At 55.5% G+C, this 24,152-nt stretch carries 28 protein-coding genes and 1 pseudogene; 13 read left to right on the top strand and 16 right to left on the bottom strand.

The window, feature by feature from the left end:
- Positions 1-34 precede the first annotated feature (34 nt).
- The 12 genes from BLU63_RS22130 to BLU63_RS22075 form a co-directional block, all read right to left on the bottom strand.
- Complete coding sequence (locus tag BLU63_RS22130; RefSeq protein ID WP_083376227.1) at positions 35-379, bottom strand: head decoration protein; 345 nt, start codon at positions 377-379, stop codon at positions 35-37.
- Complete coding sequence (locus BLU63_RS22125) at positions 376-1,530, bottom strand: head maturation protease, ClpP-related (RefSeq protein ID WP_083376226.1); 1,155 nt, start codon at positions 1,528-1,530, stop codon at positions 376-378. The genes BLU63_RS22130 and BLU63_RS22125 overlap by 4 nt, the downstream gene beginning before the upstream one ends.
- Positions 1,527-3,008, bottom strand: coding sequence for a phage portal protein (locus BLU63_RS22120; protein ID WP_083376225.1), 1,482 nt, complete (start codon positions 3,006-3,008; stop codon positions 1,527-1,529). Before BLU63_RS22120 ends, BLU63_RS22125 begins: the two co-directional genes overlap by 4 nt.
- Positions 3,008-3,214: a phage head-tail joining protein gene (locus BLU63_RS22115; protein WP_010462377.1), complete on the bottom strand. Its 207-nt coding sequence runs from the start codon at positions 3,212-3,214 to the stop codon at positions 3,008-3,010. The genes BLU63_RS22120 and BLU63_RS22115 overlap by 1 nt, the downstream gene beginning before the upstream one ends.
- Before the next feature lies 1 nt (position 3,215).
- The gene (locus BLU63_RS22110; RefSeq protein WP_083376224.1) at positions 3,216-5,231 is read right to left on the bottom strand and encodes a phage terminase large subunit family protein; all 2,016 of its coding nucleotides are present in this window, start codon (positions 5,229-5,231) and stop codon (positions 3,216-3,218) included.
- Positions 5,232-5,235: 4 nt separating this feature from the next.
- Positions 5,236-5,838 (bottom strand): terminase small subunit, encoded by a 603-nt coding sequence (locus tag BLU63_RS22105; RefSeq protein ID WP_083376223.1) that lies wholly within the window; start codon positions 5,836-5,838, stop codon positions 5,236-5,238.
- Between the two features lie 166 nt (positions 5,839-6,004).
- Complete coding sequence (locus BLU63_RS22100) at positions 6,005-6,349, bottom strand: phage holin family protein (RefSeq protein ID WP_083376222.1); 345 nt, start codon at positions 6,347-6,349, stop codon at positions 6,005-6,007.
- A gap of 527 nt (positions 6,350-6,876) precedes the next feature.
- Positions 6,877-7,236 (bottom strand): PA0613 family protein, encoded by a 360-nt coding sequence (locus BLU63_RS22095; RefSeq protein WP_083376221.1) that lies wholly within the window; start codon positions 7,234-7,236, stop codon positions 6,877-6,879.
- Positions 7,229-9,445 carry a VapE domain-containing protein gene (locus BLU63_RS22090; RefSeq protein WP_083376220.1) on the bottom strand — a complete coding sequence of 739 codons (2,217 nt, stop codon included), beginning with the start codon at positions 9,443-9,445 and terminating at the stop codon, positions 7,229-7,231. The genes BLU63_RS22095 and BLU63_RS22090 overlap by 8 nt, the downstream gene beginning before the upstream one ends.
- Positions 9,435-9,662, bottom strand: coding sequence for a TraR/DksA family transcriptional regulator (locus tag BLU63_RS22085; protein ID WP_083376219.1), 228 nt, complete (start codon positions 9,660-9,662; stop codon positions 9,435-9,437). Before BLU63_RS22085 ends, BLU63_RS22090 begins: the two co-directional genes overlap by 11 nt.
- Complete coding sequence (locus tag BLU63_RS22080; RefSeq protein ID WP_083376218.1) at positions 9,655-10,173, bottom strand: phage regulatory CII family protein; 519 nt, start codon at positions 10,171-10,173, stop codon at positions 9,655-9,657. The genes BLU63_RS22085 and BLU63_RS22080 overlap by 8 nt, the downstream gene beginning before the upstream one ends.
- Before the next feature lie 330 nt (positions 10,174-10,503).
- The gene (locus BLU63_RS22075; RefSeq protein ID WP_083376217.1) at positions 10,504-10,764 is read right to left on the bottom strand and encodes a hypothetical protein; all 261 of its coding nucleotides are present in this window, start codon (positions 10,762-10,764) and stop codon (positions 10,504-10,506) included.
- Between the two features lie 79 nt (positions 10,765-10,843).
- Between BLU63_RS22075 and BLU63_RS22070 the strand changes: the two genes are divergently transcribed.
- Positions 10,844-11,575: a LexA family protein gene (locus BLU63_RS22070; RefSeq protein WP_083377291.1), complete on the top strand. Its 732-nt coding sequence runs from the start codon at positions 10,844-10,846 to the stop codon at positions 11,573-11,575.
- 12 nt (positions 11,576-11,587) lie between these two features.
- On the opposite strand, the gene BLU63_RS22065 is transcribed toward BLU63_RS22070, so the two are convergent.
- Entirely contained in the window at positions 11,588-12,880 is a 1,293-nt protein-coding gene (locus BLU63_RS22065) for an FHA domain-containing protein (RefSeq protein ID WP_083376216.1), read from the bottom strand.
- Between the two features lie 152 nt (positions 12,881-13,032).
- Here BLU63_RS22065 and BLU63_RS33070 point away from each other — a divergent pair, with 152 nt between their 5' ends.
- The 7 genes from BLU63_RS33070 to BLU63_RS22025 all read left to right on the top strand — a co-directional run bounded on the left by BLU63_RS33070 (position 13,033) and on the right by BLU63_RS22025 (position 15,958).
- A complete protein-coding gene (locus BLU63_RS33070; RefSeq protein ID WP_167362279.1) occupies positions 13,033-13,209 on the top strand; it encodes a hypothetical protein in 177 nt (58 codons plus the stop codon).
- Complete coding sequence (locus BLU63_RS22060; protein ID WP_083376215.1) at positions 13,206-13,796, top strand: hypothetical protein; 591 nt, start codon at positions 13,206-13,208, stop codon at positions 13,794-13,796. The genes BLU63_RS33070 and BLU63_RS22060 overlap by 4 nt, the downstream gene beginning before the upstream one ends.
- Positions 13,797-13,806: 10 nt before the next feature.
- Positions 13,807-14,091 carry a phage antirepressor KilAC domain-containing protein gene (locus BLU63_RS22055; RefSeq protein WP_083376214.1) on the top strand — a complete coding sequence of 95 codons (285 nt, stop codon included), beginning with the start codon at positions 13,807-13,809 and terminating at the stop codon, positions 14,089-14,091.
- A 158-nt stretch (positions 14,092-14,249) separates the two neighbouring features.
- Positions 14,250-14,570, top strand: coding sequence for a pyocin activator PrtN family protein (locus tag BLU63_RS22045; RefSeq protein ID WP_083376212.1), 321 nt, complete (start codon positions 14,250-14,252; stop codon positions 14,568-14,570).
- Between the two features lie 66 nt (positions 14,571-14,636).
- A complete protein-coding gene (locus tag BLU63_RS22040; RefSeq protein ID WP_083376211.1) occupies positions 14,637-15,056 on the top strand; it encodes a hypothetical protein in 420 nt (139 codons plus the stop codon).
- Positions 15,053-15,274 carry a hypothetical protein gene (locus BLU63_RS22035; protein ID WP_083376210.1) on the top strand — a complete coding sequence of 74 codons (222 nt, stop codon included), beginning with the start codon at positions 15,053-15,055 and terminating at the stop codon, positions 15,272-15,274. Before BLU63_RS22040 ends, BLU63_RS22035 begins: the two co-directional genes overlap by 4 nt.
- Positions 15,275-15,688: 414 nt before the next feature.
- Positions 15,689-15,958: a pyocin activator PrtN family protein gene (locus tag BLU63_RS22025; protein ID WP_083376208.1), complete on the top strand. Its 270-nt coding sequence runs from the start codon at positions 15,689-15,691 to the stop codon at positions 15,956-15,958.
- A gap of 174 nt (positions 15,959-16,132) precedes the next feature.
- On the opposite strand, the gene BLU63_RS22020 is transcribed toward BLU63_RS22025, so the two are convergent.
- Together BLU63_RS22020 and BLU63_RS22015 are read right to left on the bottom strand one after the other, a co-directional pair.
- Positions 16,133-17,446 (bottom strand): DUF2002 family protein, encoded by a 1,314-nt coding sequence (locus tag BLU63_RS22020; RefSeq protein WP_083376207.1) that lies wholly within the window; start codon positions 17,444-17,446, stop codon positions 16,133-16,135.
- A 110-nt stretch (positions 17,447-17,556) separates the two neighbouring features.
- A complete protein-coding gene (locus BLU63_RS22015) occupies positions 17,557-18,660 on the bottom strand; it encodes a tyrosine-type recombinase/integrase (protein ID WP_083376206.1) in 1,104 nt (367 codons plus the stop codon).
- A 102-nt stretch (positions 18,661-18,762) separates the two neighbouring features.
- On the opposite strand from BLU63_RS22015, the gene dusA reads away from it, so the two are divergent.
- On the top strand, positions 18,763-19,782 hold the full coding sequence (gene dusA / locus BLU63_RS22010) for a tRNA dihydrouridine(20/20a) synthase DusA (protein WP_083376205.1): 1,020 nt from the start codon (positions 18,763-18,765) through the stop codon (positions 19,780-19,782).
- A 53-nt stretch (positions 19,783-19,835) separates the two neighbouring features.
- Here dusA and BLU63_RS22005 read toward each other — a convergent pair whose 3' ends face one another.
- Positions 19,836-20,669, bottom strand: coding sequence for an undecaprenyl-diphosphate phosphatase (locus BLU63_RS22005; RefSeq protein WP_077748253.1), 834 nt, complete (start codon positions 20,667-20,669; stop codon positions 19,836-19,838).
- Positions 20,670-21,168: 499 nt separating this feature from the next.
- On the opposite strand from BLU63_RS22005, the gene BLU63_RS22000 reads away from it, so the two are divergent.
- The 4 genes and pseudogenes from BLU63_RS22000 (at position 21,169) to BLU63_RS21985 (ending at position 24,126) form a co-directional block, all read left to right on the top strand.
- Positions 21,169-21,636 carry a hypothetical protein gene (locus tag BLU63_RS22000; protein ID WP_186543547.1) on the top strand — a complete coding sequence of 156 codons (468 nt, stop codon included), beginning with the start codon at positions 21,169-21,171 and terminating at the stop codon, positions 21,634-21,636.
- 89 nt (positions 21,637-21,725) lie between these two features.
- A complete protein-coding gene (locus BLU63_RS21995) occupies positions 21,726-23,027 on the top strand; it encodes an ISL3-like element IS1411 family transposase (protein WP_011920678.1) in 1,302 nt (433 codons plus the stop codon).
- A 3-nt stretch (positions 23,028-23,030) separates the two neighbouring features.
- Positions 23,031-23,336: pseudogene (locus tag BLU63_RS21990) on the top strand (winged helix-turn-helix domain-containing protein); the annotation flags it as partial.
- Positions 23,337-23,364: 28 nt separating this feature from the next.
- Complete coding sequence (locus tag BLU63_RS21985) at positions 23,365-24,126, top strand: EAL domain-containing protein (protein ID WP_010456245.1); 762 nt, start codon at positions 23,365-23,367, stop codon at positions 24,124-24,126.
- Positions 24,127-24,152: the final 26 nt, after the last annotated feature.

Raw genomic sequence — 24,152 nt, 5'->3', positions numbered from 1 at the left:
CTCAAGGCGGGCTGGGCAAACGTGACTGACGGTCCTAACGAACGATCAGGAAATGGGTGGCCAGGTCTTTTTCGGCCTCGGGGTCCAGCCCGGTCAGGTGCACCTCGCTGACCTCCGCCATGCGCACAACGGCCCGACCCCGGCGTACGATGTCCGACTCGCCCAGTGGCCCGTAGAGAATCGCCACGGCAGCCTGGGTACCGTCTTCAGCGGCCGGGGCATACGGCGCAAATTCGCCTGTGGCCGTCACCAGACCGAGAACCTGACCCGGATTCAGCGCGGGGCCAGCGGCGACGTTGATAGTTTCCCGAGAAATGTTCCCAGCGCCCTCGGACAGCAGAAACTCACCTGCGTGGATCGGCTCTTTTTTGATGGTCATGCTCTTGCTCCTTTCGCGCCGCGCGCAGTTCCAGATTGGGCCGCTTGTCGCGAAGCCCAGATCGAGGTGGGATCAGGTTGTTTGGCCAGCACCTTGGGTGCCGGGTCGTGGTCGAGCGGTAGGCTGTTGTCGATTTCAAATCCCTTGCCACTGGTGACAATCTTGTCGAACAGACGCGCTCGAACCGCTGCAGCGTCCAGCCCCGCTGACACGTACTCGGCGCTGAACTCTGGCAAGCGGGCGGCCACACACAGGTCATTCACCGCCTTGGCACGCGCCAATCCGGCCAAGACGATCTCTTCGCTTTCGAGCTGGGTCGAGCTGAGCAGCGACTCGACCAGGTTGCTGATGCCCGCCGCCGTGCAACGCTGGGTGATCATCAATGCCAACTTGGCCGAATCGACGACCGGCGGCACCAAGGGTGGATCGACCGGATCCAGATCCAGATCCGTTTCCGGTGGTTCGTCGAGCTGGGCCACTAGTTCAGCCGGTGCATGCTGGTAGCGCTGCAGCACGGCCCCTTGGCCGAGGCAGGCCTTGACGGTAATGCCGTCGCCGACTTCATCGGCCAGGCCCAGTGCCACCGCTTCATTGGCCGTCAGCCATGTTTCGGCGTTGACCATGCACCGCAGCTCCGCGTCATCGATGTCGGGCGCCTTGGCCTTGTAGGCCGCGATGATCGCCTCCAGGGTCTGATCCAGCACATCAGCGACTCGACGGAAGTCCTCAGCATCCCCACCGGCGTAGGTGTAGGGGTTGTGGATCATCAGCATGGCGTTCGACGCAATAACTACGCGGTGCGCACCGCACACCGCCACGCTGGCGGCACTGGCGGCCAGCGCATCAATCCGGCCAGTGCAGCGCTCGCCCAGACGCGACAGCGCGTTGTGCATGGCCAGCCCATCAAACAAATCACCGCCGACGCTGTTGAATGCCGCGATCACTGGCGAGACGCCGTCGTCCATGGCGCGCAGGTCCTGTACAAACTGATTGGCAGTGATGCCCCAGGTGCCAATCTCGCCATAGACAAAGACTTCGATCACTCGCTCGGTGTCCTCGCCGCTGGCCTGCAACGCGTACCAGGTTTTATCCTGGACTTGCACCCGCTTTCCTGCTCGGTTGTAAACGCGCGGTCGCGCTTTTTTGCTCATGGTTGCTCCTTGTCGTCGGTTATTTCGACGGCATCCAGGGTGTTGTAGTTGAGGCCCAGTGCTGTTGCCCGCGCCAGATCGGCGGCGTTTTCCAAGTCAACCGTTTCGGCGTCGTAGCCGGTACGCAGGACCATCTCGCTGCGCGAGGAAAAGCCGGCCTGCACTTCCATCCGTCGTGCCTGAACGTCCTGCACCGGTTGGATGTAGGCCCAACCTTGCGGCACCCAACGGGTCCGCAAATAGTCACGGCGCTTCTGCGCGTAATCGCCCAGCACCAGGACACCGGACAACACGGCCATGTCCATCCAGGCGGCCCGTACTGGGCGGCAGAGCTGGTGGACATAAACACCGAATTGCAGTTGTTCCAGGCGGCGGCGAAACTCGTTGAGTACCACACGTAACGCTCGGTCGTTGATCCCGCGCATGTCGCCGGTGAGAATCTCGTAAGGCGTGCCGGACCCAGCGGCGGCGGCCATCAGTTGCTGCCGCATGAAATCCGGGTAGTTGTTGCCCGCGTCCGGTGGCTTGGAGAACTCCACCTCTTCACCGGGACCCAACTCCTGCATGGTGCCGGGCTCCAGCGCGACCATCGGGGTGAAGCCGTCACGATCGAGATCCAACAACTGGCCGGTGACCGGATCTCGTGGCGTCTGCGCCGAGTCCGGAGCCGGCCGGCTGATGAAGCCGGCAAACAGGTTGGCCACTTCCTGGCGAAACAACACCGCGTCGTCGTAGTTGTCGAGACTGCGCAGGCGCTTGAGCACTGGCGACAATCGTGGCACGCCGCGCAGTTGACCCGGCTCGACCGGTTCAAAGATGTGCAGCACCTGCGCCGCCGGCACTCGCACCAGTTGGTTGTAGCCAGCGTTCAGCGACGCCGCATCGCGCGGATGCGACAAGTAAATCCAGTACGCCACCCGTTTGCCGCCGGGATTGAACTCGATCCCGGCGCGGATAACGTTGCCGGATTTGGTGCTCTCGTACTTATCATGTGGGACAAACTCCGGCGCCAGAATCTGCAGCTGCAGCGGAACCGCCAAGCCCTCGTCCAGGCTGCGCGGTCGTAGTCGCACAAAGCACTCGCCAGAGGTTTCAACCGTGCGCGCTACCAGCGCCTGCTGGCCATAGAAGTCGGTGCGTTCATCCGCATCCGATTCATCGACCCAATCGCCCCACAGCTCCTGCAGCAATTTGCGTAACGCATCGTCGTCAGTGGTCGGCCGGGGGGTGATGCCCGTGCCGATCAGGTTGCTGACGCGCTTGTCGATCACGTTGAAGGCATACGGGTCGTTGCGAACCGCTGCCCGGGAGCGCGAACGCAGGTTGCGCAGTGCCGGGGTGTTGATGCTGTTGATCCCGTTGTCGGGAGCATCCCAACCAGTGGAGCGTCGGCCCTCCCCGGCGCCTTCGTAACTGGCCTTGATGTTCGACGGCAACACGAATCCGTTACGGGTGAGCGTCGGAAAGTGACGGGCCATTAGACTCCTTTGCCTCCGTGATACAGCCTGACCACGCGAGAGCGTGGTCCAGCGGCGCTGATCAGTGACGTGCGAATCTCTTCGCGTGCCTTGAGCAGCTCGTCGACGGTGCGGTATTCCACGGTGCGATCGGTGTAGCGGACGACTTTCTCACCGCGTGCGATGGCCGCCTCAACCGCGTCGAGGTGCTTCTGGGTAAATGACATATCAACGTCTCTTCAGGTAACCGCTGGTGGAACTGCGGCGTTGAGGTGGTGTTGCTGCGGGGCGCGGTTGCACGACCGGAACAGCGGGTGGTGACGCCGGTTGCCGAGTCGGTATTGCTGGACTAGGACTATCGACCCGTTCGCCTTGAACGGGCTTGATGCCCAAGGCTTCGTCAAACAGTCCGGACTGCGCCAGGGACTGACGCACGCGCTCCCAGTCGTGCTCCTTGTAGCGATTCAGGCCCAGGTAATGCGCCATGGCCAGGCAATACACCATCAGGTCGAGCGCTTCGTTGCGCTCGGCTTTGCCCTTGACCCACTCGATGCGCTTGTGACCGCGCACGTAGCGCACGACCTTGCGCTCTGCGACGCACTGTTCGAAGAAGTCATCCGGCAGGTCATTGGCAAAATGCAACGCGCCCGGCCCGGACTCGAACGGGTAGCGGTTGTAGATCCAGTCCTTCGCGGTGTCAGTACCGACGAACCACAGCTCGGCGCCGTTGCGTTCGGTCTGGCCTTTCCAGGTCACGTCGACCATGGACGGGCGTTGAGCAATGACCGGCTTGCCGGGTTTGCTTGCACCTTTGATGGCGAACACGTTGCGCCAGCGACGAACACGGCAGAACTGGTAAACCTCATCGGTGTGGTGACCGCCGGAGTCGACAGCGGTGGCCAGAATGCCCAAGCCAACACCGCACGGATGGCGATATTTAGCCTTGAGCAATTCATCCAGAGCCGCCCAGGTGCGCTCGTCGGCGGGATCGCCCGAGACGATCTGGAAATCAACAACCCAGCGCTCCATGCCGGCACCCCAACCCATGGCCATGAATTCCAGCCGGTTGGCCTGAACGTCGACGGCACCGGTGATCATCATCACTGCCGCCGGCAACGAACCGAGCGTAAAGTCTTCCAACCGCGCCCGCTGCCTGAGCACATCCGCTTTGGTCTGCTCTTGCGCCGCGTCCCACACTTTCGCCAAACGAGTGTTGTAGAACACCTGCATGGGTTCAAGATCGCCTTTGGCCTGGGCCTTTTTTGCCTTCTCGAATTGCTTGGACAGTGACTTCCAGTCCATCCAACCCAGCGGCGAATACAACGCGTTGAGGTGGAAGCCCACCGTCTCGCCGTCGCCTTCGGCGTGAGCGCGCCATTCGCCGTTGGCGAGCATTTCGCCCTTGTGGTACTCCTCGATCAGCACGTCACAGTCAGGTCCGGCGCACTGGTAATGCACCACGCTGAAGTCCGGCGAGTAGTGCAGCCGCTCCCACTCAAGGATTTGCATGTACCCACACGTCGGGCATGGCACGTAGTAGTGACGCTGGTCGCTGCCGTCGAACAGGTCGGAGATTCGCGAGGCGCCTTTGATCGTCGGCGAGCTGGAGAAGTAAAACTTGGCGTTGCGGCCAAAGGTACTGCCCCGGGTTTCTGCCAGCTCGATGGGGTCACCCTCCTCGCCGATGTCCACCTCCCAGCGGTCGATCTCGTCGCCGTAAACGTAGCGTGCTGACAGCTCCGACAAGTTGGCGGCCGAGCCGGCGGTGGTCACGTACAACGTACCGCCCTCGAACTCCTTGGTGTCCATGGTGTTGCGCGAATCCCGCGAGCGGTTGGCCGCCACACGCTCACGCAACACCGGCGTCGCCTTGATCGTTTTGCCGATCCGCGAGGACACCCGTTTGGCCAGGCCGAGGCTCGGCAATAGTGCCAGGATATTTGACGGCGCCATGTGCATCAGGCCGCCGATCCAATTCAATCCGATCTGGGTTTTCATCAGCTGCGACGCGACCATGGTGATCACGCGCTTGCAGGGGTGAGCCGGCGACAGGCAACGCATGGGCTCGCGGGCATACGGCGTACGCGAGGTGCGGTACTGGCCCGGTTCAGCGGCGCCGGTGTCACGCGGGATCCGCATGTACTCGTCGGCCCACTGATCGATCCAGACATCCGGGTCGGGCCGTAGCCCACGGAAATACGCCTCGCGGTACACCTCTGCACCGTCAGGAAATCCAGTGGGCATGGGCTTAACTCGTGGTTAGTGCGTGTTCAAGGTCCGCTGAAGACATCCGTTCGGCGTCTTCCAGAGAGCGACGGATCGCCGCCGTGAGGTGCTTCTCGATTTCCCAAGGGTCAGTCATGGAGGCCAGTTCCGGAGCCAGTTGTGGAGGCATGCCCAGCAGTTGATCGCGCAGCATGCGACCCGCGTTGTAGGCACTGGTCTGAACTGCCGACAGAGCCACCAGCGAGCCTTTGGCTTTGTGCAACTCGATCTCGGCGAGCTGTGCCAGGTTGTGTTCGCGGAGTGCGCGGGCCTTCTGAAAGTCGGGGAGCTGCCCCGCAGGGGTAATCGCGATCGGTGGCGCAGCCGTTGAAGTCGGTTCAGCCTGGCTGGATAGCTGACTGTAAACGTCACGCTGAAGCCGGTCTTTGTGGTGGCGATCAGCAACGGCGGTTTTGCTTGGGTCAGCGGTGTCGCGAATCAACGCTTCGCTGGCAGAGACATCAACCTGTTTACCATCGGCGGTCAGCACCAGGCGGTTGTTGTTTTTCAACCAGGTGATGTAGCTGGGCGCCCTGCCGATACGAGCCGCGAAGGCGCTCTTTGACAGGTACATTGGTTCTGTCATAAGCCCTCCTTTTCAACGGCTTTTCAATGGAACCTTTCGATTTCAATGGATTGAATTTCAGTAAGCTGGCAACCCTGCCGCTAACAACTTCCCGCGGGTTTCCGACCCCGTACCCACCGGATAACCCCAGGGTCCCCGGCGGTTTTCGGCTACCCGCCACGTTTCTTCACCCCTGTTCGCCACTGGCAGGTGGCACTTCGGAAACGCCCAGCCGCTTGGCGGCCCAACGTTCGTAAAGACCGATGGCGACATCAGCGCCGGCCATCGCGGTCAGGCAACCCAAGCTGCCGGCCGTCCAGATCGTCATACCCGCGCCGATCATTAGCATCATCGCCGACACCCCGCAGACAATGCAGGCACCAGACCGAAGTGCCAGGCGCCTCAACAACGCCCAGCCCCGCGCGCCGTCCTTGTCTGCTCGCCACATCTCGCCCGACACGCCGCCGACCAAGGCCAGGACGATCACTAACCAGATCGGCATCTCTGCCAGTGCTTGCTGCTCGTTCGTCATCGCCCTACCCCATAAACGCAAAAACCCGGCGCAATGGCCGGGTTTGGTGTGTGGTGCCTGCCGCTCTTTGCGGTCGCACCTATCGAAGATGGGTACTTTTTACAGGTGGATTCCGGTGGCAGCAAGCGAGTTTTAATGCCATGGAGCAATACGGGTGCAACGCGGGTATGACGCAGGTACAACGCAGGTACAACGCATTCAATCGGCTATCGCTTCTGGTGCCCTGTCCTACCTGTCCCACTATGCAGAGTCGAAGTAGGACAGCTACAGGCGCCTAAATTCGGGGCTCTGCCCTACTGTCCTACTTTTATTTAACTTTCTCTTGTGTATAGAGAGAAAACTAAAAACACGCATACGCGCCATGGGCGCGAATACGTGCCCGCTATGCTTACGTGTGCATGGGGCTGGTAGAGGTTGGACAGCAGGACAGCCCAATAACGGCGCGGCCTGCACTTGTCCGACTGCTCTAAATAGCAGTCGGACAAGGCCCGACAGTAGGACAGTGGCACGCAGAGTAATACCAGGGGTCACGCAGCCATCCCCATCATTAAGCCGAAAATCTGAAGATGTGCATCATGCAAGCGCTGGTAATACGTGTCTCGGCCACAACCGCAATGGGCGTAACGCAGGCGCATATCCACATCGAGCGTGCAGTAATGCTCCCGCACCACCGTCACCAGCTCGGACGCAAGATGCTTGTTCACGATCAGCTCAATGTCCAAAGAACTCTCCAAAGGCGCACGGAAGGCACGTCGCCCCCGGATCAGTTGCCCATTGCTCTCCATCATCATGGCAACCATGTTCCCCCCAGCAAGCCCCCCTATCGAGAAGTCGGAATGCAGCTCCTGAGCCCACAACCGAAGCAGCGAATCGATCTTCTTAATCAAAACAAGGCTCCTCTACCAGGGGTGCCTGCAATGCAGATCCACGCCCCCATGTCGCAGGCTTCTGATAGGCCCACTGCCTGATGCCGCTCTTTGCCAAAGCGGGCATGCGCTTCTTCCGCCAGCCCAGGCGATGCATAATCGCACCGACCCGCATCTGCTCCGGCTTGCCCCAATGGCCGAAGTCCAACTTGAGAGCCTGGGTCAGGATCTCGTTACCAGTAGCGGTTTCGCCAATCTGTGACTCCTCTAACCAGGTCAGGATCGGTCCCTCCCACTCGTCAACAACAAAGCGCTCGTCCTGTGCCTCGGCGAACATCCAAGACTCATCCTTCGTCACCCACCAGATATCGCCAGCCTCGAAACAGAACACCGCTTCAGCCCAGAGCTGGTCGCGAATCTCACGCAGCGCTTCCAGATCGACCTTCTTGCAGAACACTGGCCAGTAACGCCGGTTACCTGTGGCGTCCTTGAGGTATTCCTCTTGGTTAGTCGTACCCACGAACACACACTGGCGTGGCACATCGTTCGTTCTGCGGCCGTAGCTTTCGCGGTAGGTGTCAGTGGATGCGGAAAAGAACTGCTTGGCCTTGGTACTTTCCGCCTTGTTGAAGCTGTCCAACTCCCCAAGTTCGACGATCCACTTGCCGCGAATCGCCTGGAAGCTGTCCTTGTCGCCGAGAGCGAAAGGCGTATCCATGAACCACTCGCCACCGAGGATGCCCATTGCCGTGGACTTACCTTCACCCTGCCCGCCCTCAAGAATCATCACCGAGTCAGCCTTGCAGCCAGGGCGCATCACCCGAGCCACTGCCGAGATCGGCCAGCGCTTACCGACTTTGGCCGAGTACTCATTGGCCTGGACCCCGAGCACATCCGTTAGCCAGGTCTCCAACCGAGGTATGCGGTCCCATTCGAGCTTTTCGAGGTATTCACGCACCGGGTGAAACGAATGGTCGTGGGCCACAACGCTGACCGCCTCAATCACATGGGACGCTTTGACTCGCAGGTTGTATTGCTGCGCGAGCCACTTCATCACCCGCATGTCATCGATGTCGGCCCAGTCGCCGGCACCACCGCCAAAGGGAGCGGACCGAAGCTTGACGATTTTAGAGCTGAATACGCTGTAACCAATGACGCCAGCCCAGCGTTCGTCATTGCCCAGTATCAGTTCGACGTTTTGCATATGCGCTATCAAGGAGCCGTTTTCGGTGCGAGCCAGTTGATCCTTCCAACCACCAGCTGCGGGAGGTTTGACCACCGCCAACACCTGGCGGCGGACAACCTCCAACCCTTCCGCAATATGCAGATCGTTGAAGTCAGTCCACTTGATTTCGCGCTCGCCCGAGAAGACCGGCGCGACCACCTGACCACCGACGATCAGTGCCGCGTTATTGGCCTTTTCCTCACCAGGGTTCCATGGCTCGTTATTTGGACGCTTTGTCTTCCAGTCATCGTCTCGGCAGAGGATCAGCGGGCAACCGGGGAAACGCTCACGCATGGCTTTGGAAACAGGTAGCAAGTTGCCCGCGTCGAAGGCAATGGCAACCGTAAGCGAGGTCGCCATGTGCAGACTGGCGCCTGTGGCGTATCCCTCGCACACAAGCACGGGCTCACCCGGTTCAGGGTGCGGGCCGATCAAATGGAACGCGCCCTCTTTCGACATGCCGTAGGGCCAATAGGCTTTGTCGCGACCAGTGTCTTCTTGCTTTGCCGGGTAGATCACCTGCAGGCCGACGATCTGGTCCCGCACGTTGCACATAGGCACCAAAAATGCGCCGGTACGTGGCGCGTAGCGAACCTTGAATCCAACGATCTGTTTTCGATCCAGATAGGTGCTCTTGCCCTTTTCCGGCATGCGCTTGAACAAACCAGCGGCACGGTTGGCTGCTCGCCGTGTCGCGTTGGCTGACACCTCTGCAGCCTTACGTTTGGCGTCTTCCTGCCGAGCACGCATGACTTCGCGCTCTTCCAGACTCATACGGCCGGCCTTTACCTTGATCTTTTGTGACTCGCCCGAACGCCAGTCACCGAAGCTGCCGAAGATCAGCGTTTCGTTCTTCTCGGTGTGATGCTCGTGGACGACATACCAGCCGTTTTTTTCCTTACCCTTGTCCTGGGTGGTTTTGCAGCGGGTGAGCTTACCGAAGATCAGCGGTTGTTCAGGCTCAAGCCCGTAATCTGCGAATTGATTCAATACCTCATTGAGCATGCCGGGACTCCCGCCATTCGTCGATGGACTGGCATCTCACGCATCGGGTACAGCCCGGCAGGGCCAATCGACGCAGCTCCGGAATAGGCTCATCGCAACCTTCACAGAACAGAAACGAATGCGCCACCAAGGCAGGTTTTGCGGCGTTGCGTGCAGCCAGCGCTTGATCAAGCCGCTCCTGCACCAGGTCATTCGCAAAATCAGCGATGTCAGCCATGGTCGGCACCCCGCGTTGTTTGATTCACGTAGGTGGCGCGATTGAACATCCCCAGCAGCCCTTGAATGCCGCGAAACACCTGCAGGCGAATCGCGGCGAGTTCGTGGTCCGTCACCACGCCGTCGCCGATGCTCTTGGCCCAGGTATCAGCCAAGTCTGCTACCTGCCGAAAATACTCGGCTATACCGGTGGTCAAGGTTTCGGGCATATCGCTGGTATACGCCTCTGCCAATTCCTGCCAAGTCGTATCCCCCACCAACGCATGCACCGCATCCAGAATGCGACGGTCCTTAGTCAGCTCCAGGATCTCGCCGAATTCCTGAATGTTCACGGAGTGGCTTGGATGCGTGGGAGATAGCTTGTGCTGCAACGTTGTGGCGTTTCTGCCGGTGGTGGCGGCAATTGCAGCGGCGCCGCCGGGGTAGTCCCGAGCAGCATGGTAAAGCGCTAGATCGAGCGGCAGGATTTCCCGCTGCGCACGTTCTACACAACTCAGAGCGATTCGGCTCATGGCATTAATCCTTGTAAGTTGCCAGAGCCACGCGACATGCAGTGGTGATACATTTGCCGCGTGGCTTGAAAGGGCCCAAACGCCGGCTAGATCTTCAGGATCGACACCGGCACCGTGCCGAAGCGAACGATCCGTCGTTCACCTCTGGCGCAACAGCTGCCCAATCTGTGGTGGAAAAGGCAGCAACACCAAGGCATCCGTGCCTTGGAAAGCGCGGTAAAAATCGACGGTTTGCATGTGGTGTGCCCGTCGTTCTTTATCGCGACCCGACAGCACTGTGGTGGTGTGTGTCGGGAGGAACTGGCGACCCTTGGGTCGCCTTTTTTCTGCCTAAGCAGCAGCTTTCTGCGGTGAAGATGAGCTCAGCAACCAAGCTGAGTCGAAGCCATTGCCCTTCTGCTTTGCTGCTGATGCCAAGAGCACAGCGTATTTGGTTTCACCGGTGTAATCGGTTCGTGGCAGACATGCCGCCAAGCGCCACTTATTCAGCGCCTGATAGCTTCTTTCGCAAACCTTGGCAGCTGCTCCAATTCCGCCTACGGCCTCAAAGGCGAACGCAATGGCATTAGGAAAATCTTCGGGGTTCAACATGGCAACCTCCACTTATCAACTCGAGGTTGATATTAAAGATCAACTGACTATTGTGCAAGCTCCGTGGCACTCTCAACCCATGGTTGATAAAAATGCACTCCGCGCCGCTTTTAGTTCGCGCTTACACGAAGCACTCGACGATGCCGGCATCCGCAGGCGGGGACGTGGCGTGGACATCCATCGCATGTTGAAAAGTTTGGGGGTCAACAAGACGACTCAGGCCGTCAGCAAATGGCTAAACGGGGAAGCCATAGCCGAAGCAGACAGCATGGTTGCCCTTTGCTCTTGGCTGAAAGTACGCCGAGAGTGGCTAGAATACGGCGTATTGCCGAAGGAACAGTCCGGTGAAAGCAATGTGCGTCAGTTGGTAGTCAGTGGCGAGAGTAACGTTAGTGAAATTAACCAGCGCTTTGGCAAGGTTCCATTGATTTCGTGGGTTCAGGCGGGAGCCTGGAGCGAGGCCATATCAAATTTTGAGTCTTACGAAGCCGACGCTTGGCTTTCATGTCCAGTTCCAATTAGCAACCACGGATATGCGCTGAAGGTTCTTGGCGATTCGATGACGAATCCTGGGCCTGGTCGTAGCTATCCGGCTGGCTGCATCTTATTTGTTGATCCCGAAGCAGAAACTAAAACGGGCGACCGCGTAATTGCCAGAGTTCCACGCACGAATGAAGCTACCTTTAAGATTTTAGTAGAAGATGCTGGGCGTCAGTTTCTCAGACCGATTAACCCGCAATATCCAATCATTGATATCACGGAAGAAACACATATTTGCGGAAAAGTAGTAGGATCATTTATACCAGAATAAAATCCCCGCCAACTAATATTTCCCTATCGGCATGCTACCCGCAATTAAAACTTGCTGCGCCACAAATTGAACCAACTCAATCTCATGCTTTAGTTGATCGGCCTCTTTAGAGTATGGAAGAAGTAACTCAACCTCCACGTCCCTAGTATCTGACTTCGTATGAACGATTTTGCACCTAATGTCATATATACGACGCGCAACATCCGCCCGAAGCTCCGCTTCATCTCCAGCAAGAGATACTTTGTGATAAGCGCTTTTGGCTTTATTTGAATAGAACTGCTCTCTTTCGGGATTTTCCAACAAAAACCTTCTAAGCTCGTCATTATGGAGACATTCATCTAACGTTGCTCGCAACTGTGATCTCTCGTCCCCAAAAGCCCCACTTCTACTTACGGAAATAACGTTCAGAAGCTTCGCAACATCTGAATCACGATCACCACGGAACGTTGGGTGTTTCAATACAGCCTTTAGCTTTCTATGCGCTTCGTACTCAGCATAACGAGGATAGTAAAACTCGATGACTTGGTAAAACGCTAAAAACTGCAGGAGCGGCATACCTACAGCGCTCCGACCATACCAGTAAAGGGACAACGGTGCTGATTCGAACTCAGACGTTGGAAATTTCAAATCAGGCAGTTTTTCGACTTTGGCTAGTCTTCTATACTCCCTTGGCTCCCTCTGACGCTTCAAAACCAAAGGAACCCCACTCTCCAGATCTAACTGAAACAACAATGCACCGGCAATATTATTCAGTCGCTCCAGAGTTTCATCGTGATGGGCGATTTTTATATTAGATATTTTCAGAGATAATGTTGAGACAGTACCGTGTCCCGTAAGAATTTTGCAGAGATCCGAAGGATGACCAATTACAACTCTTGGCCCATCTTTCTCACTCTGAAAAACTTTCAAAACAGGCTTCGTTCTTCTCGCATCCCTAATTGAACAGCCGAAGATTTTTTTAAAGACATCACCTATTGGATTTTGTCCCGCAGGCTCTATCAACACCTCGATAATACCATCTTCATAATTGCAGATTGCTTGCATCCCGCTTATGAAAATATACTTTTCGAAGTCATGTGCAGCCAATCTGAGCAAGTCATTTTGATCCCAGAACATTACTTTCCTAACACCACGCCCTGACTTAAAGCCAAAAGTATACTCACCGTCACCATCCTCATCAGCTTCTACGTTAAAGGTGATGCCCGCCGTATTACATCTTTTCTCCAAATCTTCGGAAACCGCTAAAAGCTGATCTGTAGGAATTAGCCAAAATTTATCATCGAGTTCGTCGTCTATTACTTCCATCTACCCACCCCACTACCCTGAAATGTTTGGACGATTTGATTTTTCGATGATAGCGCAGTGCCACTCAGAAAAATATTCATCAACCGAATTGACATTAATCAACCAGTGGTTGATATTTTACTCACTCTTCCACCACAGAGCGAGGCAACACCATGCACACCACAGCCACTCTGCACGTCCACCCGGCCGCTGCTGATCCCACCCGCATCTTCGAGATTCGCCGTTTAGCTCGCGAATCCGGCTGCGCATTCATCCCTTCAAAACCCAAACAGAAATCCCGCACCGCGCCCATGCTGTTCGACCCGAACGGCGGAGGGTTTGCAGCATGAGCAAGTTCAAATTTGACAATCGCGCCCTTCAATTGCTCAACGCTCAGGTCAACCTAAGCGGCACCTTCAATCACGTACTCAGGTCAGCCCCCAAACGCGAAGCCCTAGCGTTTCGTCTCAAGGTGGAGCGCAACGTTTCGGACACTCTCTTCGTCGTTGAGCCGGGCAGCGAGCGGCACACGCTGACCTTGCCGAATGAAAAAAAGATGCACCTCAAGCTGGCAGACTTCATTGAGGAGATCGTCAACGGAACTATTGATGTCAGTAATGCAGCCGACCTGCTGAACGTCCCGCACGCCAGCCGCCAGTACGCCCGCTTCGATATCGAGCATAAGCAAGAAGTGTTCGAGCTAGTGCGCACCGGTGGCGTGGTAAGCCTCGAAATGGGTTTTGAGCTGCCCCTCCATGTCGCGTTGCATCGCACTAAAACCCGCTCTGGTGTCACCACCATCATGAGCATCGGTAAAAAAAACCCGCGCACCAAATGCTTCACCCTGTACGGCAGCGATATCGAGATCTTCGAGAAAGTGACCGAGTCCATCAACCACCTGGCTGTGGCAGCGACACCCGCCGCGCATGCCGCTTGAGGGGGGTGGTATGGAACGCACTCTTGCCCAAGCCGCCACACAATTGGGGCTAACTCGCCCCAAGCTGATCAGTCTCATGCGGGAAAAGAGCCTGCTCAACGAGCGGAACCTGCCCGTTTACCCAAACCGCGACCGCGAGTACCTACGGGTCAAAGACAGCAACTGGTTCCACCACCAACTCGGCATGCAGTACAGCCAGTCAACACGCGTTAAACAACCGGGAATTCGTTGGTTGGCCGAACAGCTGCGGCTGGAGCTATCAGAAATTCCGGTATATAGCCGTGACGTGGCCTAGGGAGTACGCCCGCCAGATCGTCACCATGCGCACACGCGAGGAGCGTAATGCCGCACTCCTTGAAGTGCCTGACCATCTGCGGGAATTGACCAAACGTCACTGCCTAAATGCCTGGAATCACCCATCACGACTTAAACGCAAGGAGGCAGAGCAGCCGCATGAATGACGCCATCCAAACACCGCTACGACTACTGCCAGCGCCGGACAACTCCACCGTTGAGATGCTGCACCGCCTCTTCGGCGACGTGCTCATCCCACTGGAAAAGCTGCGTCTGCACTACTTCAAGAACCTCAATGAAAAAACGTTCACGGAAGCGATCAACAGCGGGCGGATTCAACTGCCGGTGACCACTATCGACGAAAGCGTGAAGGCATTGCGGTATGCCCATATCAAGCACGTTGCCGCGTTGATCGACATCCGTGCCTACAAGGCAGATGAAGACATGCCTCGACCGTCAAACGATAAATCGGACACCTGACAACGAAAAAACAACCAACAAGCGGCTGCCACCACCAGCCAAGCAAAATCACCAGGAGCACACCACATGACCGCAATTCAAATCTGCGCACTCATCGGCCTCATCATCGGCGCCGCCCTTCTCTACTGGACCGGCTACCGAGGTGGCTTGACAGATGGGCGCATTGAGGGCATCGACGAAGGCAAAGCCATCCAACAATCCGACAACTCGGAGGCCATTGGTAGCCTGGAGCACTCACTACTCCAAGTCCGTACTGAACGCTTGCAGCTGTACGGCTACTACGAGCGCGCACTGGCAGCCTCAAATTTGGGCGAGCAGGAGCGTCAAATCCTACTGGCGATCGCTGAAAAGCTCAGAATCGCCGCCGATACATTCAGCGCCTTTCGCACCGGCAAAAAACTCGAACGCGATTCACTCGCCCTCCGTGATCAAGCACTTGCCATTGCGGCCCTTCTGGAACCAGAAGCTCAGGAGGCTGCAGCATGAATCGTCCTATTCCAACGTTACGCCTGACTCCCCAGGCAGCCGGTGAGCTGCAAGGAAAATGCACCAAGGCGACTAATGAGTTGCTTGAGCTAACTCGCTTTCGCAAGGAGTTCGACCGGCAACTGGCCGCAATGATAGGCAACGACGCCCTGCGCAAACTTCACAAGGACACCCATTACGCGCTGCTACTCGCGGACCTGGTCAAGGAGGCTGCATGAGCCCGATTCTCGCCACCACCGAAGCACGGCTCACGCCTCAGCAGCGCCTGATGGACCAACTCGCTATCGAACACCGGAGCAAAGCGGCATGAAAATGGACCATAACATCACCCAAACATCCACCGCTTTGCTCCGCATCACCACTGGAGTCGACAAGACTGAAACAAACAGTCTCTGCTGCGCAGCAGCAGGCATTATTGCTCTTTTCAGCGCCACTGCCGAGTCACGTATACCCCACGAAAAGCTGCGCGAGGCAGCCACTTTTGCTGCCACGCGAATCGCGCCGAATCGCCCGCCCGCGCAGCCTGTGGCGGGGTATTCGCAGGTTGTGGGCGCAGTCGCTTCACCCTGGCCGATAAGAGGCAGGAGCAAATCGAGCACTGATCAGGGCATAGGCATACTGGGAGTCGCGGCATGAATACACTGTTTCTGTTGATGGCCCAATACGAAGGCCAAGCCGTCATTCCCCTCAATCGAGTTTGCGAGGACTACATGCACCTAACCGTTGAAAAGTTTAAGCGTAAACGTTTGGACGGAGAAATCGACATCCCTGTTGTTCGACTGGGGGCTGACAGCCAGAAAGCCGCACTCGGTATTCATCTCAAAGATCTGGCCGACTATATCGACCGGCAGAGGGCAAAAGCTGCCAAAGAGCAAAACCAACTCATGGGACGCGCGGCATAAATTAAGGGGTCTCGGCCCCTTGCTTAACTGCGTAATTGCACTCCGCTCGACCAGCTGTGTGCACTCGACCTGACCAGTCATTTGCATTCGCTCCGACCACCGATTGCATCGGATTACGCTGGTCGAATTGCTAAACCAACAACACCGAACCTCAGATAGGATCTACCGTCGTACTCAGTCAATACTCGAACACCACTCTCGATGTGCGCGGACTGCACCCATAGACAGCCCCGGAGCATCGCCCGTTCGCGCCCTAATTTTCTTACCCGCGAGATCGAAATACTCAGAGGTTTCTAGACTCGGTTTGAGCTGTAACTTGAGATCCTCACAAAGATAAATTAAGCCTCTATCCCATAGTGTATGTAGATCGCTGCGTAGTAGAAGCCCATTACCAATATGATTAGTTTCTGGCCCCAAAAACGGGGTGATATGCGCAGCTTCCAGCACCTGCTTAACTGAGGACCCAGTGATGGCGCAGCGTCCCTCATAGGCGGTAAGCAATCCACTTCGAAACGCTCCCTGTCCCTGACGCTTAGTAATCTCCCTGAGTGTGCGTTCGCGGTTGTCCTCGACTCCTGTTGGCGAATAGCTGGACGGATCTTCGGCAGTTGGGCTTGCCTTGATGCCATCTTCCGCCAACGTGGTGCTCTCAAGGGTAAAAAAGCCGTCCTTCCACGATATAACTTTGGCCAGCCCTAGCATTCGGTACGTCGTAATTTTAGGTTTCTTTGAGAGCTGCACCAGAACGGCTACAGGCACCCCATCATCCATGCACTTCTTCAGCCCTAGGTTAGTAAACAGACTTGCGGAATCACCACGCGGGGATTCCTCTTGAGCGTAGGAGTAATGCCAGCTTCCGTTCTCTTGATAGACAGGCTTTTGATCGCTGTAGGGACTGTCCAGCCTTTGGCTAATTGATAGCGCGTAAACGAGCTCCTTGGGTTTATAGATACCCTTAGCCGAGATCGTAACGGTACCGGGAGCTTGCTGGAGTTGCTCCCAGGTAAGCACTTGCCCAGTGTGTTGCTCAAACCAAGCCAGCAACTCAGAATGGCTGATAAATTGACTTTCTTGTGGAGGCGTGTCGCTCACGGATGCAGGGGGCAATGAGTCAACCTGCTTAGTCTCAAGTGATGGGTACAGAACGCCCAGGAGCCCAAGCAGAGAACTTTCATCTTCCAACGTTATCGGCAAACCGTAGGGGATCGGCTTGATTCCTCGGTTCAGTCGCTTTGGAAACACGTTCATATTGCTATGGTGAACGTAATCGGCCCCTGGAATGACTCCTGGTATCGCTTGGAGTTCCGAAACTTGACTCATCCAATGAGGGTGAATCACTACCGCAGATGTTCCCGAGACAGCCTCCATGTTCACAAACAGCGGTTCACCGTTTTTATACTGCCAGATGTATTTTTTCTTATTGTCGTCGATGACGGTAAAACCTATCTTTTCCAGGAGCATGTTGATTTGTTGGGGTGGCAATTTCATGTTCAGCTCAAATAAAAGTTAGAAGAAATACCGATTGATAGAGGCTTCAGAGTAGGCCGGCGAGGAGCGCCTATCCAACACTGCCACCGACCCTCGCTTTTGAAAAAACCTTAAACAGCGGCACCGACTAATACTTCCCTTAGCCATCGCCAAGATTTATAGCTATCCCCTCTCCCACGTAAATGCGTGTACCGCCTTAGTGAGTTCCAATCGCGATGCCCTGAAACACTCGACACGCGAGGGATGTCCCAGTCCATCTCAAATAAGCGACTAACCCCCTCATGCCGCAGATCATGAAAATGCAGATCCTCAATGCCCAATAGCGGACAGGCACGGGTGAAAGACGCCGACACGGACTTACCGTTGTAGGGAAAGATTTCATCGGCCGTTTTCGGCATAGCTTGAATAATCGCCCAGGCCTCATCCGGCAAATGGCACCACACGTTGTTGCCAATTTTCTGTCCCGGGTTTTTCATGTCGCGCACCAGGACCGCCTGTCGGGCACAGTCCAGGTCGTCCCAGCGTATCCGGGTAATTTCTTCCTGCCGGCGTGTCGAGAAGATGGCGAAGGCGATTAACTTCGGCATGTCAATTTGGGCTTTGCGGCGGGCCTGCATTTCAAAGTAATGTCGCATGAGTTTGTCCAGCTCAGTGAGTGTCGGCCGGCGGTTGCGCTCTTTGCTCTTACTGACCATGCCCAGCTTACGCAACACCTTGCGAGCATCCGACATGGCCAGCGGGTCGACCTCATAACCCCAGGCCGGCCGCGCCACGGACAGCACCGCCCCCAGGTGCGACAAATCGTTGCCGACCGTCTGCGCCTGGACGCCACCACCCTCCTTGCTCATTCGCCACTGCGCGAACTCCACCAGCTTCTGACTACTCAGCGCCGAGTCGTCGAGCTCGCCCAGCCAGGTGTCCTTGATCGCGTTCAGCGTCGCGCTCTTGGTCTTGCCCAGCGGCCGGATCTTCTCGTACTCCTCCAGGTATTGCTCGATCATCTTCTTGATCGTCACGCCTTTGCGGTTTGCGCGCTCGATGGCACCCGGTTCGGCCAGTTCCGTTTCCCGGCGCTTGATCCAGGCCTGGGCGACCTGCTTGCGGTCGAAGGTCTGGCTTTCCTGATAAACTGTCTTCCCGTCCCGATTGATCCGTATCTGCGCCGTGTAGGCTGTCGAGTTGTCCTTGCGCTTGCGTGATGTGATCGTGCCCATTTCCAGTTGCTACATGGCTGAAGTCAGTTGCTACATTGTAGCAACAGACTTCGAAAAACAAGGAAAAATGGGTAAAAACTGCTGTATAAAAGACCAGTGCAAATGAATTTCGAAAAACCTGAAGCGCCTGTAAACACTAGCCCCACCCGTTCTGAGCCGTCCCGCCGCTTCAGCGTGGCCCCGATGATGGATTGGACTGACCGCCACTGCCGTTTTTTCCTACGGTTACTATCGAAAAACGCCCTCCTCTACACCGAAATGGTCACCACCGGCGCGCTCCTCAATGGCGATCACGAACGCTTCCTCCGTCACAACGAAGCCGAACACCCGTTGGCCCTGCAACTCGGCGGCAGCGTCCCTCTCGACTTGGCCGCCTGCGCCCGTATGGCTCAGGACCACGGTTACGACGAGGTGAATCTCAATGTCGGCTGCCCGAGTGATCGGGTGCAGAACAATATGATCGGCGCGTGCCTGATGGGGCATCCGCAGCTGGTGGCGGATTGTGTGAAGGCGATGCGCGATGCGGTGTCGATTCCGGTGACGGTGAAGCATCGGATCGGGATTAATGGGCGGGACAGTTACGAGGAATTGGTTGATTTCGTTGGTACGGTTCGGGATGCAGGGTGCACGAGTTTTACGGTGCATGCGCGGATTGCGATTCTGGAGGGCTTATCGCCGAAAGAGAACCGTGACATTCCGCCCCTGCGTTATGACGTGGCGGCGCGGTTGAAGGCGGACTTTCCGGAGTTGGAGATTGTTCTTAACGGCGGGATCAAGACGCTGGAAGCCTGTCACGCGCATTTGCAAACGTTTGACGGTGTGATGTTGGGCCGCGAGGCGTATCACAACCCTTATGTAATGGCTGAGGTGGATCAGCAATTGTTCGGCAGTACGGCGCCGGTGATTAGCCGGGCGGAGGCGCTGGCGAAGTTGCGGCCTTATATAGCGGCGCATATTGATGCGGGCGGTTCGATGCACCATATCACCCGGCACGTGCTGGGGCTGGGCACCGGGTTCCCGGGGGCACGCAAGTTTCGGCAGTTGTTGTCGGTGGATATCCACAAGGCTAAAGAGCCTTTGGCGTTGCTGGATCAGGCAGCTGAGTTGCTTGAAGGGCGTTAATCCGTTTTATCTTTTAAATACCAGGCTGGTGGGTCCGCAGCCTGGTTCACGTGTCAGAGCGCTGCTGCTTCAGTCCAGTTAACCCAACCGAATGCCCATGTGGCCAGGATCACCAGACCGAATGCAATTCGGTAACAGGCGAACGCGGCGTAGCTGTGGCTGGCGATAAACTTGAGCAAGCCGCGCACGGCGATCATGGCGAAAAAGAACGCGGTGACGAAGCCCAAGGTGAAGACTGGCAGGTCGCCAGCCTGGAACAGATCCCGATATTTGTAGCCTGAGTAGACGGCGGCACCGACCATGGTTGGCATGGCCAGGAAGAACGAGAACTCGGTGGCTGCCTTGCGCGACAGTCCAAATAGCAACCCACCGATAATGGTCGATCCTGAGCGTGAGGTGCCCGGTATCATCGCCAGGCATTGAGCGAACCCGACCTTTAACGCGTCGGTCCAGCGCATGTCGTCAACATGGTCGACATACACCCTATGTTCCCGCCTCTCAGCCCACAACATAACGATACCGCCCACTACCAATGCCACCGCCACGGTGATTGGATTGAACAGATATTCGTGAATCTTATCGGCGAACAATACACCTAATACAACGGCAGGCATAAAGCTGATCAATAAGTTCAAGGTAAACCGTTGCGCATTACGTTGGGTTGGCAAGCCTGTGACGATCTCGAGGATCTTTCGCCGAAACTCCCAGACCACGGCCAGGATGGCCCCAAGTTGAATGATGATATTGAAAGCCATGGCACGCTCACCGCCGAAGCCGAGCAGGTCCGCGACAATGATTTGGTGCCCTGTACTTGATATGGGTAAAAACTCTGTCAACCCTTCCACCACGCCTAAAATCAATACCGTTACGGTAGTCCAAAAATCCATTACCCCCCCTCATCCACAAAAGCAAAACTGCTGACGAACTGACGATTTTATCGCCAACGAGTCAGTAAAACGCATTCAGACCTGCATTAAAACTCAACGTTAATAATTGTCCATGAATGTCAACATCAACCAGAACGTTACATAACAAGAAAAATCAGCTAGTTCCAAACAAAACACATACTAAAACCGGCACTTAAAGCAGCCTAGTTGTGGTAACTCATTAGGCCTCCATAAAAATCCAACTAAGGCAGCTTCAACCGCCCACCCAGGCTTATTGAACTGGAAAAGCGGGACATTGCGCGAAAAGATGGCACAATGATGCCTATTTGCCACTGTGCATGCCAAGCATCAGGGGCACAAAGGATCTCGCCAGATTGCTCAACAATGTTAAAAAAATTGTGACACCTGCTTGAAAACCCGGGAAATGTTACCAATTGTCAGTCACAAATGAGAATTGGTGCTTTAACATCCAAATGTCAGCACCCAGCCGAGTCAAAGCATGATGCTTACAGGGAAATTAACGAATACCAGCCACAGCCACACAAAGGAGGTGACGGGTATTCTCACCATTGGGCGGACCCATAGTTTAGCTGAGGGTTTCAGGACATTAGTTGCAAGCTATGTAGCGCATGATATACCCGTTGACACTATGTGCTTCAACAACTTGTTTAGAAAAAATAAGGGCTCCCATTCATACCGTGCAGTATTCATTGTCATTGACAGCCCTCAGGCGTTTGATGAAAGCATCGCCCTGGTGGAAAATATGCGTGCCGATAACCAGGCCCTTATTATCTTTGTAGCCATCACCGGCAAAGGCACCTACAACAAGATGAGATACTATCTTGCCGGCGCCGACCACTGCATTAAATTCAGTACGCTTCCTGAAGATAACCCGGACGTACTTTCCGAGTTTTTTAATAGCGCAGAATGGCACAAGCAACACAGTTTACTGGCTCTTCGCATTTAAGGGTGTAGAAAAAATCTGACCGGCTGGAAAAGGAGTCGAGGATCTTAGAAAATGTAAGCTCTCACACCAACAAAAACTAAGCCCCCGACGTGAACAATCTTACCTTTTCTAGCCCTGATCTTTCCAGCTTTTGCCAACTGAATAACCTCGGCCTGACTGCCACTGGACAACATCTTTGTGCAGAGCGCGCCGTCATCGAATGTCGTTTAACCAAAGCACCCGAGCCATGCCCCAAGTGCGGGGCTGCTGGTGTTTCACGCGGTACTGTCGATAGGCATCTTGCTCACACACCTTACGGACAACGACCAACCAGATTGCTGCTGCGTATCCGTCGCTGGCGTTGTGCTTGCGGCTGTTTCTGGCATGAAGATACAAACAGTGCAGCACCTCCACGTTCAAAGCTTTCATATGGGGCGATACGCTGGGCATTAGCTGCCATCGTGCTGGATCATCTGTCGGTATCTCGTGTTGCGAGCCAGCTTGATGTTGCATGGCACACCGCTAATAATGCCATTATCAACGAAGGACGGCGCCTGCTTTTTAATGACTCGACACGTTTTGACGGTGTGACCGTGCTGGGCGTGGATGAGCATGTTTGGCGACATACACGCTGTGGTGACAAGTACGTCACCATCGTGGTTGACCTTACGCCCGTGCGTAACAAAAACGGGCCGGCCCGCTTGCTCGATGTGCTGGAAGGCCGCTCCAAACAAGCCTTTAAGCAATGGCTACAGAGTCGCCCCAAATCGTGGCGTGACCAGATCGAAAGCATTGCCATGGACGGTTTTACGGGGTTTAAATCTGCAGCGCAAGAAGCCCTGCCTCAAGCCCAAACCGTGCTGGATCCTTTCCATGTCGTGCGCTGGGCAAGCAACATGCTGGATGAATGCCGCCGGCGTGTGCAACACGACATCCTGGGCCGCAGAGGGCGTAAAAATGACCCGCTCTACAAAAGCCGTCGAACGCTACTGACTCGGATCAGCTACCTGTCTGACGCCAACAAAAAGCAACTGTTCCAGCTGTTTGCAGATGAGCACCACCTCGAAGTGGATTGCACCTGGAGCATGTACCAACGGGTGGTCAGCGCCTACAACGAGCCGGATCGAAAACGTGGTAAAAAACTCATGGAAGAGGTCATAAATATCATTACAGCCAGCGACTTGCCCAAAGCGCTCATCGAGGTGAAAGGCTTGGGGGAAACGCTGAAAAAATACGCTGAGAGCATCCTTGCCTACTTCGACCGGCCAGGAACCAGCAACGGTCCAACAGAAGCTATCAACGGGCGACTTGAGCACTTACGAGGTACCGCCTTGGGCTTTAGAAATTTAACCAATTACATAGCCAGGTGCTTGCTGAAGTCAGGAGGGTTTAGAAATCAGCTACACCCTTAAATGCGAAGAGCCAGTTTACTCTTGGACCCCACGCGTATGTGCCTGATTGGAGACTATAAAAAACTGGATGTTTCGTTTCCGGAAATGAAAATCCTGGAAGCCTTTGCCGAAACAAGAAATCAAATACTGAGCCATGATGAAATCGCCAGAATCATGGGTCTGAATATAACGTTTTATGACCCAAGGGCCTTGGAAAAATCTATCAGTCGCCTGCGCGGCAAGATAAAAGGCATGTATGGCACCAACGCCATTCAAAGTATTCGTGGGCATGGATATCGTCTCGTCAGGGGTCTCATCTCGACCGCCTGATGATTAATATGCAGGGAGTTATTGCATTATGAACGCAACGATGAGCGCGTCACACATCTATCGTGCGAGTCATTATCTGTCTCGACAATTGATCCTTACTCGTGATGACTGCCCATTTGGCAGCGAGATCAGAATACAGTTTGACGACAGTCCGGCTCAGCCAGCCCACGCATCTTTTGCGGCATCCATGCAGCAGATGAGCGGCATCTACAGTGAAGTGCTCATGCAGACCCGGTTGATTGCCTTTTCGCTGAAAGACCATAATATATCCAGCAAAAACAAATACTTAAGTCGTAGATTTGTCTGCGTCGGACAATCAGACCTCGCCGATTCAGCACTCGCGGAAGAGTTGATACAGTCCAGCGACGCCCTGCACAACTTTGGTCAGACGCTGGTTATCGCTTTCAATGAACTGCCTCTTTCGGCGGTCAGTTTCAGTGAAAAAAAGAAGATTCTCAACAATGTGTATCTGTTGAAAGACCACGGCATAGAAATCGCGTTCGATGGTTACAACATCGACAATGAAAGTATCGAGATCTTTACAACCCTGAATCTTTTCGACTATATCAAGATCCCTCTTTCAACCCTAGACTTAAGCCTTAAACTCACGGGCAACCCCGAATTATTCAATCGTCTCCACGAACGCATGACCATGCTGACCCACACCACTAAAGTCGCCTTCATAGCTGACAGAGTGGAGCATGCCGCGAGCCATATACTGGCGCGCGCGCTGCCGTTTGAATACTTTCAAGGGAGCCATTACTCCCCTGCCGACAACCTTTTGAATTAAAAACTGAGTATGCCCTTCAGGAGAGA

The sequence above is a fragment of the Pseudomonas mandelii genome, assembly GCF_900106065.1.
GTDB lineage: Bacteria > Pseudomonadota > Gammaproteobacteria > Pseudomonadales > Pseudomonadaceae > Aquipseudomonas > Aquipseudomonas mandelii.
This window is presented reverse-complemented; position numbering and strand designations above follow the sequence as displayed.